This is a genomic window from Rhizorhabdus wittichii, from assembly GCF_017607425.1.
GTDB lineage: Bacteria > Pseudomonadota > Alphaproteobacteria > Sphingomonadales > Sphingomonadaceae > Rhizorhabdus > Rhizorhabdus wittichii.
Genome location: NZ_CP059319.1, coordinates 3,595,494 through 3,611,341, shown reverse-complemented (window position 1 = coordinate 3,611,341; position 15,848 = coordinate 3,595,494). Strand labels below are relative to the sequence as shown.

Here is a 15,848-nt window from a genome sequence, read left to right as displayed (position 1 = left end):
GGTGCACGACATCGCAGCCACGCACCGACACCTCCGCTCTCGCGGATGGTTGTCGATTCGTGCTGCGTCGGGTGACCCGGACGGTCACCGTCGTGCTGCTCAGTTTAATAGGGCGATTGCTCGCCCCACGGATCGTTCCGAAGAACGCCGTCGGACGAACTCTTATCACAGGCGACCTTAACGGACGATAAACTCGTTACGTTGCCGGCGCCGACGGGTTGCACGGCAAATGTCACGCGAGGGCAGGGATCGCGGCTTGCCTGTAAAAGCCCGCCGGAAGCGGCGAATTCCCTTGATCTAGCGGAAGCGCTTCCCTGTTCCGCCTTCCAGGGAAAACTTCTGCGAGCGCCCAGTTTTCAGCCTTTCGGAGACCTAGAAAATTGCTTCTTCCGTGTTTTTTCAAGCTGTCTTCCGTGTAAATCGGTCAATAACAGGGAAAGAAAGCCTGAGACCGGATCGCTCCGGACTGCGTCGCGCACCACCCAGTCTGAAATCGCTGAGTCAAAGAGTTTCCGCTTCGGCGGGACTCTTCATTCTCGCGCAGTTCCGCGGGGTTTTGGGGACGCGGCGGACAGCGTTGGGTCGAGAGACGCTGAGCTGCTTATCTCGCGCGGCTGGTCTGGGTGATGGGCGGCCCGGTGATCTCGCTGGTTCGGCTGGGCTATCTCTTCATCTTTGATCGCCCCGACCGATCGTGGGATCATGTCGGTTGTGCACCTGGCGTGGTGGCTGGTGGACTATTCTGCCGCTTCAACGTCTGGGGCTTTGCTCGATTGCTCGATGCCGGGCTCCTCGAAGGTCCTGTTCGAGCTTTCATTCTCGGCCGAGCGTCTTCACTGCCGACCAGGCAAACAGACGCGGATCGCCGTCGCGGTAGATCGCGGTGTAGTCGAGCCGGTTGAGCAGCAGGCCGGTGGTGCGCATGACCTCGACGTCGATCTGGCCGAATATGGCGGTGAAGCCGGGCTGCGACGATATCGTCCGGCCGATCAGGCCGACGGCGCGATAATCCCGTTCGCCGCTGGTGATCTTGCGGAGGAACTCCGCCTTGTCCTCCACCATGCCATTGGCATGGGTGTAGTGGAGGTCGTCGGCCAGCACCGCGTCCAGCTCGGCCATATCGCTGGCCGCCATCGCCCGGAAGCGGCGATCCTCCATGGCCAGCGCCTGCGCCGCGAAATCCTGTGCCATCGGGTCGTTCCTCATGCCTTGAAGGGGATCGCGAAGACGCCGCTCACGCGTTCACGTAGGCCGTCTTGGTCCGGGTGTAGAAGTCCTGGGCGGCGAAGCCCTGCTCGCGCGGTCCCATGCTGCTCGCCTTGGTGCCGCCGAAGGGCACATGATAATCGACGCCGGCGGTGGGCGCGTTGACCATCACCATCCCCGCCTGCGCCCTTGCCCTGAACGCGCCGGCATGAGCAAGCGAGGTGGTGACGATGCCGGCCGAGAGCCCGAACGCGCTGCCGTTCGCCACCGCAAGCGCCTCGTCGAAATCGGCCACCCGCACGACGCTGGCGACGGGGCCGAAAATCTCCTCCCGGTTCACCCGCATCTCGGCCGTGGTGCCGGTGATCAGTGCCGGCGCGAGGAAATAGCCCTCGGTCGGTCGGCGCAGCCGCTCCCCGCCGCAGGCGATGCGGCCGCCCTGCTTGACGGCGATCGACAGATAGGCCTCGATCGTGTCGCGCTGCTCCTCGCTCGCCACCGGGCCGATCTGCGTATCGGGGTCGAGCGCATGGCCGACGCGCAGCTTCGCCGCCGCTTCGGTCAGCGCCGCCACGAAGCGGTCGTGGATTCCGTCGGTGACGATCAGGCGGCTCGACGCCGTGCAGCGCTGGCCGCTGCCGAAGAAGGCGCCGTCGAGGGCGATGGCGACGGCGCGATCGAGATCGGCGTCGTCGAGCACCACCAGCGGATTCTTGCCGCCCATTTCGAGCTGGACGCGCTTGCCATGCTCGGCGGCGGCGACCGCCAGCCGCCGTCCCACCCCGGTCGAGCCAGTGAAGGACAACGCCGCCACGCGCGAATCCTCGATCAGCCGGCCGGCGACGTTGCCCGGCGCGAAGACCAGGTTGAACAGGCCCGGCGGCAGGCCGGCATCCTCGAGCGCGTCGGCCATGGCGGAAATGATGGCCGGCGTGATGCCGGCTGGCTTCAGGACGACGGCATTGCCGAACGCCAGCGCGGGCGCCGTCTTCCAGGCCGGAATGGCGATCGGGAAGTTCCACGGCGTGATCAGCCCGACCACGCCCAGCGGCTCCTGCCGGGTCGACACCTCCAGCCCCGGGCGCACCGACGCCAGGCTGCGGCCGTGCAGCCGCAGCGCCTCGCCGCCGAAATAGCGGAAGATCCGCGCGGCGCGCACCACCTCCGCCCGGCCCTCGGCACAGGTCTTGCCTTCCTCGCGCGCGAGCAGGACGCCCAGGTCGTCGGCTCGCTCGATCAGCAACGCGGCGGCCCGGTCGAGGATGTCGCCCCGCGCCTCGGGCGAGCGCGCGGCCCAGCCCGGCTGGGCGGCCGCCGCGGCCGCGATCGCCCGGTCGATCAGCGCGGCGTCGCCCTCCGGCGTCGTCGCGACCAGATCGGACAGGTCGGACGGGTTGCGACGCTCGGCCGCCGCCGGGCCCGCGATCCGCTCGCCGCCGATGCGATGGGGCAGCAGCCTGCTCATTCGGGATTGGGGACGACGGTGAAGTTGGAGAAGCCGCCATGGCGATTCTCGATCCCGGCCAGCACGTCGTTGATCCGGTCGAGCGGATAGGCCTGCTGGTCGAAGATGCCCATGTCGAGTGTGCCGGCGCGGATCATCTCCGCCATATCCTGCCCTTCGGGGGTGGTGAACCAGACCGATCCCTGGAAGCCCTGGTTCCAGTCCATCATCTTGTGGACGTTCATCGCCACCGGTTCCGCCACCGCGCCGACATTGACGAGGAGCCCGGTCCGGCCGAGCGAGCGGAGCAGGTCCCGCATCTGATCGGCGGTGCCGCCCGGCCCGACGCAGTCGATCGCCAGATCGACGCCCTCGCCCTCGGTCATCGCGATCGCCCAGTCGCGGACGGGGCCGTCGAGGGTCGAATGGGTGAAGATGCGCCGCGGCGCCAGGCTACGCACCTCCTCCAGCAGGTCGCGATTGCGCGCCACCGCCAGGATGCGCGTGACGCCCATCGCCAGCGCACACATCACGGTGGGCAGGCCCAGCGTGCCCGTCGCGCCATGGATCAGCGTCGTGACGTTCGGCCCGGCCTTGCCCTTGCGCAGCGCCGAATAGCCGGTTCCGGTATAGCCGAGCCGTGCCGCCTGCTGGAAGGTGACGTTGTCGGGCAGGAGCACGCAGCCATTGGCCGGCGCCAGCATATATTCGCAGAAACCGCCGAACGGATAGCGGTCGAACATGTCCTGCGCGGTCGGCGAATAGCCGAAATAGCCCTGCAGGATCATCGAGTTGCAGCCGGTGGGATTGTTGGCCCGGCACGAACGGCACGTTCCGCACGAGCGGCCAGGATTGACGTACACCCGATCGCCGACCTTCAAGCCGGTGACATGGCGGCCGACCTCGACGATCACCCCCGCCGGATCGAGGCCGAAGGTCGCGGGCAGCCGGGGAAGCGGAAGCTGCGGGAACCAGGTCGACCAGTTCTTGAGGACATTGCCCAGATTGGGCACGATCCCGCAGGCATGCACCTTGACGACGACGTCGAGCGCCTCGGGCTTGGGCGTGTCGACCTCCTCGATGACCATCGGCGCGCCGACGTCATACATGCGGGCCGCGCGCATCTTCGACGGGACCATAAAGCTTCCTCTCCTTTTTCGCGTCAGTTCCGGGCGAGCACGCCCTGCATCGCCTCGACATATTTCCGGCGATCCATGCCGCCGGGCCGCGCCTCGACCAGCGCCCTGGTCTCCGCCACTATCTCCTCGTCGCTCTTCGCGAGGTCCAGCGGATCGGCGCAGGGCTGGGGCGTATGGAAATCGGTATCCAGGTAGATCTCGATGCGGTTCATCTCGGGATCATAGAAATAGATCGACCAGGCATTGCCATGGTTCAGGCCGATCATCTCGGTCGCCCCATGCGCCGCCGCCCGTGCCTGGACGTCGCGCAGCTCGGCGAGCGACGCCACCTTGAAGGAGAGCTGCATGATCGTGCTGGGCGCGTCCGCCTGTCGCCCGGTCGACAGCACCACCTGGTGATGCTGGTCCGCCGAGCCGCTCATGAAGACGAGCCGGTTCTTGAAGACGGCGCCCACGCCGCGATCGGTGACGACCAGTCCGAACACGTCCGCATAGAAGCGCTCCATCCGGTCGAGGTCGGAAACGAATATGCCCAGATGGGCGAGGGAAGGTCTGATCGCCGGCATGTGATAGCGTCTCCCGAATCCTGTCGTGGCCGATCTTTGGACCGGCCGGCATTGGTCATTGAAAAGCGGCGGGCACGGACACGCCCAGTCTGGCGGCCAGTTCGCCGAGGCGCTTGACGGTGCCGGCAGCGACCGGGATGCCTCCCGCCCCGCGCGCCTCCTTGGTCTCATGTCCGCGCTCGCCGGGGAGCAGCACCCGCGAGACGCCCGGCACCGGCTCCAGCCGATGGATCGCGTCGACCAGCACCCCGACCTGTGCGAGGAAGCCGTCGCGGTCGCCGAACGCCGCCGGATCGATCGCCAGGACCACACCGTTGAACCCGCCCGGGTCGCCGCCGGCCAGCGCCGGCGCAATGCTCGGGTTACCGGGGAGCAGGCTGCACAATATCTCGATCATCAGCGACAGGCCGCTTCCCTTCGCCCCGGCCATCGGCAGCACCGCTGCGACCGCGTGCGGATCGGTGGTGTCGGCGCCTTGCGCATCCACGCCCCAGCCGATCGGAATCGGACGCCCGGCGTCCTTCGCCGCCATGATCTTGCCCAGTGCCACGGCGGCCATCGACATGTCGAGGATCACCGGCCGGCCGCCATCGGGCACCGGCACGCCGATCGCCAGCGGATTGGTGGACAGCGCCTCCCCCTTCGCGCCGAAATAGCTCATCAGCGGCTTCGACGCCGTCATCGCCAGCCCGACCAGCCCGCGTTCCGCCAATTGCTGCACGAAATAGCCGATCGCCCCGGCGTGCGAGGTATCGCGCACCGCGCACCAGCCGATGCCGAAGCGCGCGGCGAGCGTCGCCGCTTCCCCGACGGCGCGGTTCATCGCCGTCGCGCCCGGCGCCTTGCCCGCGTCGAGCACGCAGACCGCGCCGGTCCGGCTGACGTCACGAAAGGCGAAGTCGGCGCGGACGAGACCGGTCTCGAGCATCTCGACATAGCGGGGGATGCGAAGGACGCCGTGGGAGTCGACGCCGCGCTGGTTCGCCCATACCAGAAGGTCCGCCATCTCCCGCGCCTCGGCTTCCCCGAAGCCAGCCTTGTCCAGCAGGTCCGCCGAATAGCGCCTCAGTTCGTCCGCCGCGATGGTCGCGATATCGGCCATGGATCACCCCGCCAACGGAGAGGGGAAGAATTTGTCGAGCCAGCCCTTCATCATCATCCTGGTGCGCGGCGCGTCGGCCGGCGCCAGCGGAAAATGCGCCGTGGTGTCGATCAGCATCAGCTCGGTCGGCTGGCCGGCCTTCTCGAACATGCGGACCGACTCGATCGTCGGGGTGATGATGTCGTTGGCGGTGTGGAACAGCAGCAACGGGCGCGGCGCGATGTTCGCGACGACGTCGTCGGCCCGGAAGTTCATCATCGACCAGGCGGTTTCGGTCGGGATCTCCATGATCGCCTTGGGCGACAGGTTCTTCCGCAACGCCTCCGGGATCGGCACCGCATCGAAGCGCGACATCCAGAGGCTCTCCCCCGTCGCCTGCTTGTGCGCCCGCCCTTCCTCGAGGATGCCGATGAACCTGTCCCAGGATTCGCGGGTCGGGTGCTGGCCGCGGAACTTGCGCTCGCCGTCGCCCCAGCCGCACGACGACAGGCAGCAGGCGATGCGATCGTCGACGCCCGCAGTATAGACCGAGACCGCCGCGCCGAAGCTGTGGCCGGTAATCCCGATCCGCTTCGGATCGACCTCGGGCCGCTTCGCCAGCCAGGTCACCGCGTTCTTGGCGTCCGCGACCTGGTCGAAGCAGCGCACCTGGGCGCGCTCGCCTTCGCTTTCGCCGCAGCTCCGGAAATCGAAGCGCAGGGCGACATAGCCGAACTGCTCCATCATCTCGGCCTGGATCTGCGCGTGGCTCTCGTCCTTGGAACCGACGAAACCGTGGCAGACGATGAACGCCGGCAACGGCTCGCCCTTATGGCCGTCCGGCACATGGATGACGCCCGACAGCTTCAGCCCGTCGGATTCGAACGTGATATTCTCCTGCAAGGCCACCCTCCGCTTGGATATGGACCGGGGATCGATCGGCCCGGCCGTTCAGCCGGCCGCGGTCTCTCCCCCGACGATGTTGCGCAAAATGCCGATGCCGCCGATCTCGACCTCGATCGCGTCGCCGATCGAGAGATATTCGGGCGGCGTCCGCGACGAGCCGAAGCCCGAAGGCGTGCCGGTGGCGATGACGTCGCCGGGCACCAGCGGCGTGAAGGTCGAGAAATAGGCGATCAGCCAGGGGATGTCGAAGATCATCCGATCGATGCCGATGCGTTGCTTGACCACGCCGTTGACGCGGGTCTGCAGCGCCAGCACCGTCGGATCGGGTATCTCGTCCGCCGTGACGATCCAGGGGCCGAAGCTGCCGCTCCGGTGGAAATTCTTCCCCGGCGTGAACTGGGTCGAATGCTTCTGCCAGTCGCGGACGCTGCCGTCGTTGAGGCAGCAATAGCCGCCCACATGCGCCATCGCCTCGCTGGCGGGAATCCGATGACCGCCCTTGCCGATCACCACCGCCAGCTCGCCTTCGAAATCATAGGCCTCGCTGCGATCCGGCTTGACCAGTGGCTGCCCATGGCCGGTGAAGGAATTGGCGAAGCGCGTGAAGACCAGCGGATATTCGGGCTCGGGCTTCCCTTCGCGCGCCGGCTCGCGAAAATTCGTCGCGACGCAGAGCACCTTGTCGGGATTGGGGATGGGCGGCAGCAGCCGCACCTGATCGAGCGGGATATCGGCCTCCGCCGCCATCGGCGGCCAGCCCGCCGCATGAGCCGCCGCGATGAAGGATTTCAGGTCGGGCGCGGCGCCGGGCGATGCGTCGAGCCGGGCGATGCGGTCGCCGACCAGCAGGCCATAAGCGGGCTCGCCATCGATTTCGCAACTCACCAGGCGCATGCCGGCCCACCCCCGTCGACGATCGAAACGGCATCCTCTCCGTTCCGATAATCGGTCGTAGCCATTTTTTTCGAAAATACAATATTGATTTCGAAAATTTTAGGCCAGTATGATCATGAAAATCTCGGAATATCTTACATTCCAAGCGAAGCTTCGGGTTTTTCGAAAATCATAGGGCTGGCGAAATCATGCAGGCCAAAGCCATGACATGACCGGCGCGCCCCGTCTGACGATGGGAACGGCATCGCACGGCGAAGCCGCGCGTCATGCCGTGGGCGTCATTCCCCGTCGGTCCGCCGGAAAACGTTGCGGAGGAGATTCTGGGCGACCTCGCGGATGTGGCGCTCGGTGAGTTCCATCGCCAGTTCCTTGTCGCCGCCGAGCACGGCCTCCATCATCACGCGATGCTCGTTCGATTTCTGCCGCGGCTGCTTGCGGACGAGCGCCGACATGCGCCGGTAACGGCGCGCGCGTTCGAACAGCAGGTGCCGCAGTTCGGCGAGGGTCGGCGATCCGGCCGCGGCGACGAGCGCGTCGTGGAACTGCATGTGCAGCAGGTCCCAATCCGGCGTGGTGCGCAATTCCTCGCCCATCGACTGTTCGAGGCGATCGAGCCTGTGGAAGGCGGCGATGATCCCCGCCTCCCAATCCGCATTGCCGTTTTCGAGCGAGCGGCGGATGCATTCGCGTTCGAGCACCACGCGCGCATCGGTGATGTCGAGCAGGTCTTCCTCTGTGACCGGCGCGACGAAGAAGCCGCGTTGCCCCTCGGACATCACCAGGCCTTCCGCCGACAGGCGCGACAGCGCCTCGCGCAGCGTCGAATAGCTGACGCCGTAGAGCGAACGCAACGTTTCGAAGCGCAGCTTCTCGCCGGGTTTCAGCACACAGCTGATGATATCCTCGCGCAATCGGCGCAGCACGTCGGTGCCCAGGGTCCCGCCCCAGAGCGTATGGGATCGCAGCACTGTCGGATGATCAACGGGCATGCGAACCTCATTCTCCGTCGCGCGGGGCGACCAGTTCAGGCCGCTTTAGCAGCTTCTTCCCCCCGCACCATACGGCTAACCATGCGACGCGCCAGAACGATCGCCTTGTCGGCCTTGAGGATCAGCGAGACATCGTCGGCGAGCGCGCTGGCGCCGAACCGTTCCAGATTGGCCTGCTGTCGCTGCAGCGTATGTTCGTCCTCGGCGAAGGCGGCCTTGGTCATGATCTCCCACAGGTCGCGCACCTTGCCGTCCCCGCGATTGCGATAGACCGACTGCGCCCAGAAATAGTGGCAGCTCCTCTCGGTCGCCGGGGTCAGGATATTGGTGTTGAGCACGATCGCCCCGTCCCGTTCGCGGTCGCCGCCTTCGGGCACCGCGCCATGGACAAGGATCATGACGCCCGGCGCCTGCCAGTAGGTTTCGAGATAATTGTCGAACAGCGGCACGCCCTCGTCGAGGATATAGCCGTTGCGCAGCGGCGCCGACATGCTGTTCTTGAACGCGAAGAAGTCGATCAGTTGCTGATCGCCGGTCGCCTTCACCGTCCGTGTGGAGTCCAGCACGCCGGCATTGTCGAACGTCTTGGCGTGGACGAAGGCGGTGTGGGTCAGGTCGAGCAGATTGTCGACGGCGAGCATGTAGTTCGCGTCGAGATGAATGACGTGCGGCCCGGCCACCCCCCAGAGGTTCGACGGATCGAGGCAGCTGAAATCGAGGCCCGCGAGATAGCCCTCCCCCGTTTCGAACGCCGGCAACGGCGTCGAGGCCGCCAGCGCCGCGTCGCCCGGCCAGACCCAGATCAGGCCGTGGCTCTCGCGCGCCGGATAGGCGGTCACACAGGCGTTGGCCGGAATTTCGGATTGGCTCGGAATCTCGCGGCAGCCGCCGTCGCCGGCGAACACCAGGCCATGATAGGCGCAGCGCAGGCCATGCGCTTCGACGGTTCCTTCCGACAGCGGGTAGAGGCGGTGCGGGCAGCGGTCGAGCAGGATGCTCGCTGCCCCGCCGAGCGAGCGGAAGATCGCCATCGGCACGTCGCAGATCATGCGCGAGATCACCGCGCCCGGCGCGATCTCGTGGCTCATCGCAGCGACATACCAGCAATTCCTGGGAAACATGATCTCTCTCCGCCGTTCGGCCCTGTTCAATGCAGACTGATTTCAAGATGGTCGAAGCCGCGCAGCACGGCATTGTCCGCGCGCCGGCCATCGCCCGGTTCGATATGATCGACGAGTTCGACCAGCGCCTCCAGCACCGCGCCGATCTCGAGCATCGCCAGGCTGCCGCCGATGCAGCGATGGACCCCGCCGCCGAAAGCGAGATGGTCGCTCGCATCGCGCTGGATGTCGAAGCGCTCGGGATCGGCATAATGGCGCTCGTCGCGGTTGGCCGCGGGCAGCACCGTCATGATCCGCGCGCCGGCCGGGACCGCGACGCCGTCGATCACCAGGTCGCGCTTCGCCAGCCGCGAGAAGCCCAGCGCCGGGCTTTCATGGCGCAGGCTCTCGTTGATGCACCGCGCCTGCAGCGCCGGCGTCGCCTTCAGCGCGCGCCATTGATCGGGGTGCGTCGCGAGCAGCCACAGCAGATTGCCGACCGCGAAGATCGTCGTGTCGAGCGACGGCGAGACATAGCCCTGGATGATCGAGCGATATTCCTCCTCGGTCAGGGTCCCGTCCGCGACACTGGACCAGAGCTGCGCGGCCCATCCGTCGGGGCGGAGCTTGCCGATCAGGTCGGGGTCGGTGATATAGTCGACCATCTCCTTCATCACCGGGAAGGCGCCGTCGCTGAGCGGGACGCCGGCGGGCGCCATGCCGTTGAACGCCGCCGCCGCCCAGTCGAGCATGCGTTCGCGCCCTTCCTCGGGCAGGCCGACGAGGTCGGAAACGACGCTGAGCGGCAGAAGCATGGCGAGCCGGCGCATCGCGTCGAACCGACCCCCGCCCTTGAGTTCGCGGACCCGCTCCATCGCCAGGCCGCGCATGTGCGGCCGGAGCTTGCCCAGCCTGGCGGGGCCGATCGGCATGCCGAGGATCTGGCGGAGGCGCTTATGCTGGGGGGGATCGCTGGCGAGCACCGTGCCGGCCATCAGCCGGTTCATCAGGTCGTTCATCGCGACGCCGCTGCCCGAGCTGAAATCGGTCCAGTTGGTCAGCGCGTCGCGCAGGTCCCGATAGCGGCCCATCGCGTAGAGGCCGTGCCGCTCGATATGGCAGACCGGCCCCGCGTCGCGCAGGCGGCGATAGGCGGCATAGGGATCGTCGCGGGTCTCCGCGTCGAACAGGTCGATGTCGATCGAGGCCGCCTGCGCCGCCATGTCAGGCGCCTCCCGCGCCGACCAGGACGAACAGCATCACCGCGTCGCGATCGCTGCGGTTGCGCCAGGCGTGGCGCGTCCCCCCCTGGACGACGATGTCGCCCTGGCCCAGCCGGGTCTCGGCGCCGTCATCGAGCTCGAGCCAGATCTCACCGTCGAGCACGACGTCATAATCGATCGAGCGCGTGGTGTGGAAACCGCTGCCGTCGGGTTCGAACGCGTCGATCAGGCCGGGCAGGTGCCTGGCCGCTTCCGCGCCATAGCCGGGCCCGTCGAAGCGCGGATCGGCGAAGATCGTGTCGGGCGGGAAACGGACGACCATCAGCCGGGTCTCGCCGGGCCCGGGCGTCACGCGGATTCCAGGCTGCGGCTCCGCGTCGCGGGTGACGGGCAGCGCGGCGGGCGCGGCGGTGGCCCAGACGACCGACGTCAGGTGGCCCGGCCATCCCGCATATTCGTGCGCGTTGGCCGGCTCGCCATCGGCCAGGAAAACCGACTTGCCGTCCACCACGCCAGTGATCACGCGACGCATATCAGCCCCTCCCGCGATCGGGAGAGGCGATGTCCTCCCCCGATCCTGTCGTTTAGAATTCCACGCCCAGCCGGGCGTACCATTCGCGCGGACGATTTGGCGAACCATAGACCAGACCGCCGGCCTTCTGGGCAACGCCGTTCACGACATAGCGCTCGTTGCTCAAATTGGTCCCGCCGAGCGTCACCGACCAGTTGCCGCCGCTCCGGAAAGTCAGGCTGGCGTTGAAGACGTCGGTGGTCGGACGCTTGAGCAGGAAGGTCCGCTGGGCATCGTTCCACATCGAGGAGGTGTGGGTATAGTCGCCTTGGAAGACCAGCTTCGCGTCGCCCGCGCCGACCGGCAAGGTGACGCGCGGCGAGAGGTTGAAGGTGAACTTCGGCACCTTCGGCAGCCGCGCGCCGACGCTCGTGCCGAGCTGGACGCTGTCGGGGCCGGTCGGGCCGATCACCTCGGTCAGCTTGGCGTCGAGATAGCCGGCCGACATCGTCAGGCTCAGATAGTCGTTGATCGATGCGGTCAGGTCGGCCTCGGCGCCCTTGATCGTGGCCTTGCCGGCATTCTCGATCAGCGGGTTGGTGCCGCGCTGGAAGAGGAGCTGGATATTGTCGTAGATCGTCCTGAACACTGCGGCGTTGAACCGCAGCCGCCGGTCGAGCAGCGTCGACTTCAAGCCGAGCTCGAGCGTCTTCGCCTTCTCGTCGTCGAAGGTCGGCGCGGTCGCGGTGGGATTCTGCAACCGGGTGCTCCAGCCGCCGACCTTATAGCCCATGGTGTAGGAACCATAGACCATCACATCGTCGTCGGGATGGAGCTGCACGCCGAATTTCGGGGAGAAATTGTGGAATTTGCGGTCCGGCGTGTTGGGCGGATAGACCCGCAGCGGATCGTTCGGATCGGGGAAACCGAGGATGCCGGGGCAGATCGCCACCGTCACCGGACAGTTGAACAGGTCATAGCTGAACCCGGCATAGTCGGTCTGCCGCGCGTCGAACGCCTTCTTCTCCGACGTATAGCGCCCGCCCAGCGTGAACCCCAGCAGGTCGCTCACCCGCCAGTCGAGCTGGCCGAAGAAGGAGACGTTCCGGTTCTTGACGTCGATCGGCCCTTCGATCTGGAGGAGCCCGGTCCCGATCGTGACGAAGCCGTCCTCGCTCCCCTTCTCGCTGAAATAATAGGCGCCGAGCACATAGTTGAGCTTGCCGCCCAGCTTGTCGGTGTCGCCTACGAGCTGGAATTCCTGGCTGAACTGATGCTGCTTGGCCGAGTTCGAGACATGGAGGAAGTTGATCGGCGAATTGTCGCCGTCGAAGCCCGACGCCCATTCCATCTCGCGATAGCCGGTGATCGACCGCAGCGTGATGTCGGGCGACAGGCTCCAGTCCAGCGCGCCGGAGAAGCCCCAGGTCTTGGACCGCGCGAAGCTGTTGCCGGTGGCGTAGCTGCGGTTCCAGTTCGTGCTGACCCAGCGATCGTCATAGGGCAGCCGGTTGTTGCTCGGATCGGCATCAACATTTGCGCTGCCCAGCGCCGGCAGGATCGTCGAGGGATTGAGCTCGTTGCCGCGCGGGCCGCAGATCGACTGCGCGTTGCGCCCCATGATCTGGGCCGGAGTCGAATTGATGCAGAAATTATAGAGGCCGGCGAAGTTGTAGCCCGTGCCCGGGGTCAGCGCCGAACCCGGCACCAACGGCGCGCCCGGCCCCGCGAAGTCGCCCGGATAATCGTCGAGCACGTCGAGGACGATGTTCGGCAGGCCGGAGGTGTTCTGCTTGTAATAGTCGCCGGTGACGGTGACCTTGAGGCTGGAGGACGCCTCCCATTTCAGCTTGCCGCGTAGCGACCAGTCGCCGACGCCACCTTCGCGGCTGGAGCTGTCGTAGCCGACCTCGCGGTACAGCGTGTTCGGTTCCTGCACATAGGGACCCGCCTGGGTGTAGGGCACGCGCTTGACGAAGCCGTCGCGATGGTTGCTGGCGAAGGTGATCGACGACTTCAGCGTCTCCGACAGCGGAATGTCCGCCGTGCCGGCGACGTCGAGACGCTCGAAGCGGCCGGTCGTCACCGAGCCCTTGAAGCGGAACTCATCGCCCGGCTCATGGGTGACGATGTTGATCGCGCCGCCGATCGTGTTGCGGCCGAACAGGGTGCCTTGCGGCCCCTTCAGCACCTCGACCCGCTCGACGTCGGGCAGGGCGACGTTGGCGCCGACCGTCCGGGCGAGATAGATGCCGTCGAGATAGACGCCCACGCCCGGATCGACATTGACCGCGAAATCGTTCTGGCCAATGCCGCGGATCGTCGCGCCCAGCGCCGCGCCCGAGCCGGCGAAGGGCGTGCCGGCGTCGAGCACCACGCTCGGCGTGATCGAGCTGAGCTGGGACACGTCGGAGATGCCGCGCTGCTGGATGGCCTCGCCGCCGAACGCGGCGATAGCGATCGGCACATCCTGAACATTTTCCGCGCGCTTCTGCGCGGTGACGACGATTTCGTCCAGGCCGGAGCCGCCACCCACCGCATCGGCTTCGGCGTTCTGCGCAGCCACGCCGGGCGCAAAAATGGCCGCTGCGGAACAGGCCAGCAGCAAACGGATCTTCCGGTTGATCATATCCTCTCCCCGTCCTTTTGTTGCACTCCTTCTACACATATTTTCGTTGATTCAAAATTATTTCGTAAATCCTCTCAAGAGGAAGTGGCTAGAGGAAATATCATTATATTTCAATTCATTAAATGAATATAAGAAGGATGGGGTATGTCTATCCAAACGATATGGACAAACATTTCGAAAATGAATTGATGTCCGCCGTGGGCTGACGCTTCGTAGATTTCGCGTTCCGGCATCGAGTCGTGGTCACCCCCATCCGGATTTCGGCGGGCTCGTTTCGGCCATCATGGCCGCGGTCGGCCTCCTGCGGCTGGTCTGGGCGATCGTCGGCCTGGCGGTCTCGCTGATGCGTCTGGGCTACCTCACCATCTTCGATCGCCCCTGCCGATCATGACCAAGGCGGCGGCGCTCCCATGCTCCGCCGCCGCTAATGATCACGATGCTGAAGGGCGGTTACAGCCGACTCGACGGCCGGCGGGCTACTCGGTGGCCTCAAGGGTGCTGTCGGGGTTCGACCGCTCCAGGCCGACCTCCTCGAAGATCTTGTCACTCTCGGCACGGACCGCCTGCTTGCCCGTCATTTGCTGCCAGCGGACGATCGCGACGTCGGCATAGCCGAGGGTGGTACCCAAGCCGATCCGGCCGAACACCTTGGTGACCGGGTGTGGGACTTGGCTTCGGCCGAATGTCGAACGGGAGAATCTACGGCGGCGATCCCTGTTTGTGATCGTGGCATTCCCTGTTCATGGTCCTGATATTCCCTGTTAATAGCTCAATAAGTTCCCTGTTAAATGCAAGGGAGGTGTCCCAGGGAAAAATAAGAAATCGCGGAAATCTGCTCCAAATTGGGGTTGAGAGAGCTTCTTATGCGGCAATCCGCCTCCAGTTTTTTTCATAACAGGGAATTGTCGCGGCAGACCAGTTCGCTCCAGACTGCGTCGCGCACCACCAAGTCAAAAATAATTGTGATTGTTTGACTTTCCCTTCGGGGATGGGCCGAAAATGGCGCTGTTCCGTTTGGTTTGCGGCCGCGTGTCGAGGACCCTGAGGTCAGTCCAGTCTCTGATCCTCTCCTGATCCTGGCCTTATCCCGCGGCCGTCTTCGGCTGACAAAAAACCGACCGCAGGATGGTCTTATTACGGATGGAGATTTCTCAGCAGACTCCATGGTAATCCCGCAATGGCCCAAGCGGTCCTTCGTTCATGTTCGACCTATTGCCGACTCCTCCGTCACGGACCGGGGAAAGTCCGGACTGTTCGGAAATACGGGTCTTCATCAAACGTCGCCATTGCAGGTCCGAAGGGCGGCGGCATTGGCGGGAGCGACAAGTCCCGAGGCCGGGAAATCTATCAACCCGGTGATTGCAGGCCTATGGAGTGGAGGACATTCTCCAATCGCCCGCGCGCTCTTGCGCTGGGCGCCGGCACATTTTCCTCGAAGGCGACCACCGCCGCCTTGAAGCTGTCCCGCGCCTCGATCTCGAAATACCAGTCGCTGGTGCGCGGATGCGCCGCCAGCGGCCAGTCCATCAGCCGCAAGCGATGAATATTCGTCGCCCATGAAAAGTCGTCGAGAGCGATGTCGTCGCCGGCAAGGAAGCGCGTCTCGCGCAACTGCCGTTCGATCTGGTCGAGCGCGGACGACAGGACCCTGGCACAGCCGGTCAGCGCCTCGTCGTCGAACCCCGTCGTGGCGAAGCGATGGAGGAATTCGTGGAAGTCGCGGTTGCGATGCTTCCGGCCGAAGTCCTCGAGCCTGGCCGCATCCAATATGCGAACCTCCTTCAGCAGAATCTCGTGCGAGATGGTTCGCAGGGCGGACTGGCAGCCGTCGGCCAGGTCGAGCCACCTGCGGTCGCGGCTTCTCGACAGGCGGATCGCGGGGAATGCCCTGTCGAGATGCTCGATGATGTCGTTCGAATCGATGATCGTCCGGCCGTCATGGACCAGGGCCGGGACCAGCCCCTTGGGATGGATCGCCTGATATTCGGGCGTGGCATGCTCGAAGTTGAGGAGGTCGACCAGATGGCTGGTCCAGGCCAGCCCCTTCTCCTCCAGGACGAGCCTGACGCGCTGCGAACAGTTGGACAGGCCGGCATGCCAGAGATGGAGACCGGCAAGGTCACGGATGTCGTCGCGGGTCGTGGCGATTTCCGGCATATA

General features: G+C 65.6%; 14 protein-coding genes. All 14 read right to left on the bottom strand.

What is annotated here, in order from left to right; all coding sequences use genetic code 11:
• Positions 1–813 precede the first annotated feature (813 nt).
• The gene (locus HRJ34_RS17275) at positions 814–1,191 is read right to left on the bottom strand and encodes a nuclear transport factor 2 family protein (RefSeq protein ID WP_016746922.1); all 378 of its coding nucleotides are present in this window, start codon (positions 1,189–1,191) and stop codon (positions 814–816) included.
• Between the two features lie 43 nt (positions 1,192–1,234).
• Positions 1,235–2,671, bottom strand: a complete 1,437-nt coding sequence (locus HRJ34_RS17270) for an aldehyde dehydrogenase family protein (RefSeq protein ID WP_208631940.1) — start codon at positions 2,669–2,671, stop codon at positions 1,235–1,237.
• Positions 2,668–3,789 (bottom strand): alcohol dehydrogenase catalytic domain-containing protein, encoded by a 1,122-nt coding sequence (locus HRJ34_RS17265; RefSeq protein WP_208631939.1) that lies wholly within the window; start codon positions 3,787–3,789, stop codon positions 2,668–2,670. The genes HRJ34_RS17270 and HRJ34_RS17265 overlap by 4 nt, the downstream gene beginning before the upstream one ends.
• Positions 3,790–3,812: 23 nt before the next feature.
• Positions 3,813–4,355, bottom strand: coding sequence for a VOC family protein (locus tag HRJ34_RS17260; protein ID WP_012049218.1), 543 nt, complete (start codon positions 4,353–4,355; stop codon positions 3,813–3,815).
• Between the two features lie 55 nt (positions 4,356–4,410).
• On the bottom strand, positions 4,411–5,457 hold the full coding sequence (locus tag HRJ34_RS17255) for an Ldh family oxidoreductase (RefSeq protein ID WP_208631938.1): 1,047 nt from the start codon (positions 5,455–5,457) through the stop codon (positions 4,411–4,413).
• Between the two features lie 3 nt (positions 5,458–5,460).
• A complete protein-coding gene (locus HRJ34_RS17250; RefSeq protein ID WP_226948832.1) occupies positions 5,461–6,345 on the bottom strand; it encodes an alpha/beta hydrolase in 885 nt (294 codons plus the stop codon).
• A gap of 42 nt (positions 6,346–6,387) precedes the next feature.
• On the bottom strand, positions 6,388–7,236 hold the full coding sequence (locus HRJ34_RS17245) for a fumarylacetoacetate hydrolase family protein (protein ID WP_208631937.1): 849 nt from the start codon (positions 7,234–7,236) through the stop codon (positions 6,388–6,390).
• Between the two features lie 278 nt (positions 7,237–7,514).
• Positions 7,515–8,204 (bottom strand): GntR family transcriptional regulator, encoded by a 690-nt coding sequence (locus tag HRJ34_RS17240; protein ID WP_016746916.1) that lies wholly within the window; start codon positions 8,202–8,204, stop codon positions 7,515–7,517.
• Between the two features lie 56 nt (positions 8,205–8,260).
• The gene (locus tag HRJ34_RS17235) at positions 8,261–9,346 is read right to left on the bottom strand and encodes an aromatic ring-hydroxylating dioxygenase subunit alpha (RefSeq protein WP_208631936.1); all 1,086 of its coding nucleotides are present in this window, start codon (positions 9,344–9,346) and stop codon (positions 8,261–8,263) included.
• Positions 9,347–9,372: 26 nt separating this feature from the next.
• Complete coding sequence (locus HRJ34_RS17230) at positions 9,373–10,548, bottom strand: cytochrome P450 (RefSeq protein WP_012049224.1); 1,176 nt, start codon at positions 10,546–10,548, stop codon at positions 9,373–9,375.
• A 1-nt stretch (position 10,549) separates the two neighbouring features.
• Entirely contained in the window at positions 10,550–11,080 is a 531-nt protein-coding gene (locus tag HRJ34_RS17225) for a cupin domain-containing protein (protein WP_208631935.1), read from the bottom strand.
• A gap of 52 nt (positions 11,081–11,132) precedes the next feature.
• Entirely contained in the window at positions 11,133–13,688 is a 2,556-nt protein-coding gene (locus tag HRJ34_RS17220; RefSeq protein ID WP_208631934.1) for a TonB-dependent receptor, read from the bottom strand.
• Between the two features lie 476 nt (positions 13,689–14,164).
• Positions 14,165–14,317, bottom strand: coding sequence for a hypothetical protein (locus HRJ34_RS17215; protein ID WP_162470408.1), 153 nt, complete (start codon positions 14,315–14,317; stop codon positions 14,165–14,167).
• A 718-nt stretch (positions 14,318–15,035) separates the two neighbouring features.
• On the bottom strand, positions 15,036–15,845 hold the full coding sequence (locus tag HRJ34_RS17210) for a glutathione S-transferase family protein (RefSeq protein ID WP_208631933.1): 810 nt from the start codon (positions 15,843–15,845) through the stop codon (positions 15,036–15,038).
• Between the last annotated feature and the right edge of the window lie 3 nt (positions 15,846–15,848).

Excerpts from the sequence above, each read along its gene's own strand:
- HRJ34_RS17260 (WP_012049218.1), bottom strand. The coding sequence starts at position 4,355 with ATGCCGGCGATCAGACCTTCCCTCGCCCATCTGGGCATATTCGTTTCC.
- HRJ34_RS17210 (WP_208631933.1), bottom strand. The coding sequence starts at position 15,845 with ATGCCGGAAATCGCCACGACCCGCGACGACATCCGTGACCTTGCCGGT.
- HRJ34_RS17270 (WP_208631940.1), bottom strand. The coding sequence starts at position 2,671 with ATGAGCAGGCTGCTGCCCCATCGCATCGGCGGCGAGCGGATCGCGGGC.
- HRJ34_RS17265 (WP_208631939.1), bottom strand. The coding sequence starts at position 3,789 with ATGGTCCCGTCGAAGATGCGCGCGGCCCGCATGTATGACGTCGGCGCG.
- HRJ34_RS17225 (WP_208631935.1), bottom strand. The coding sequence starts at position 11,080 with ATGCGTCGCGTGATCACTGGCGTGGTGGACGGCAAGTCGGTTTTCCTG.
- HRJ34_RS17255 (WP_208631938.1), bottom strand. The coding sequence starts at position 5,457 with ATGGCCGATATCGCGACCATCGCGGCGGACGAACTGAGGCGCTATTCG.
- HRJ34_RS17220 (WP_208631934.1), bottom strand. The coding sequence starts at position 13,688 with ATGATCAACCGGAAGATCCGTTTGCTGCTGGCCTGTTCCGCAGCGGCC.
- HRJ34_RS17230 (WP_012049224.1), bottom strand. The coding sequence starts at position 10,548 with ATGGCGGCGCAGGCGGCCTCGATCGACATCGACCTGTTCGACGCGGAG.
- HRJ34_RS17275 (WP_016746922.1), bottom strand. The coding sequence starts at position 1,191 with ATGGCACAGGATTTCGCGGCGCAGGCGCTGGCCATGGAGGATCGCCGC.
- HRJ34_RS17245 (WP_208631937.1), bottom strand. The coding sequence starts at position 7,236 with ATGCGCCTGGTGAGTTGCGAAATCGATGGCGAGCCCGCTTATGGCCTG.
- HRJ34_RS17235 (WP_208631936.1), bottom strand. The coding sequence starts at position 9,346 with ATGTTTCCCAGGAATTGCTGGTATGTCGCTGCGATGAGCCACGAGATC.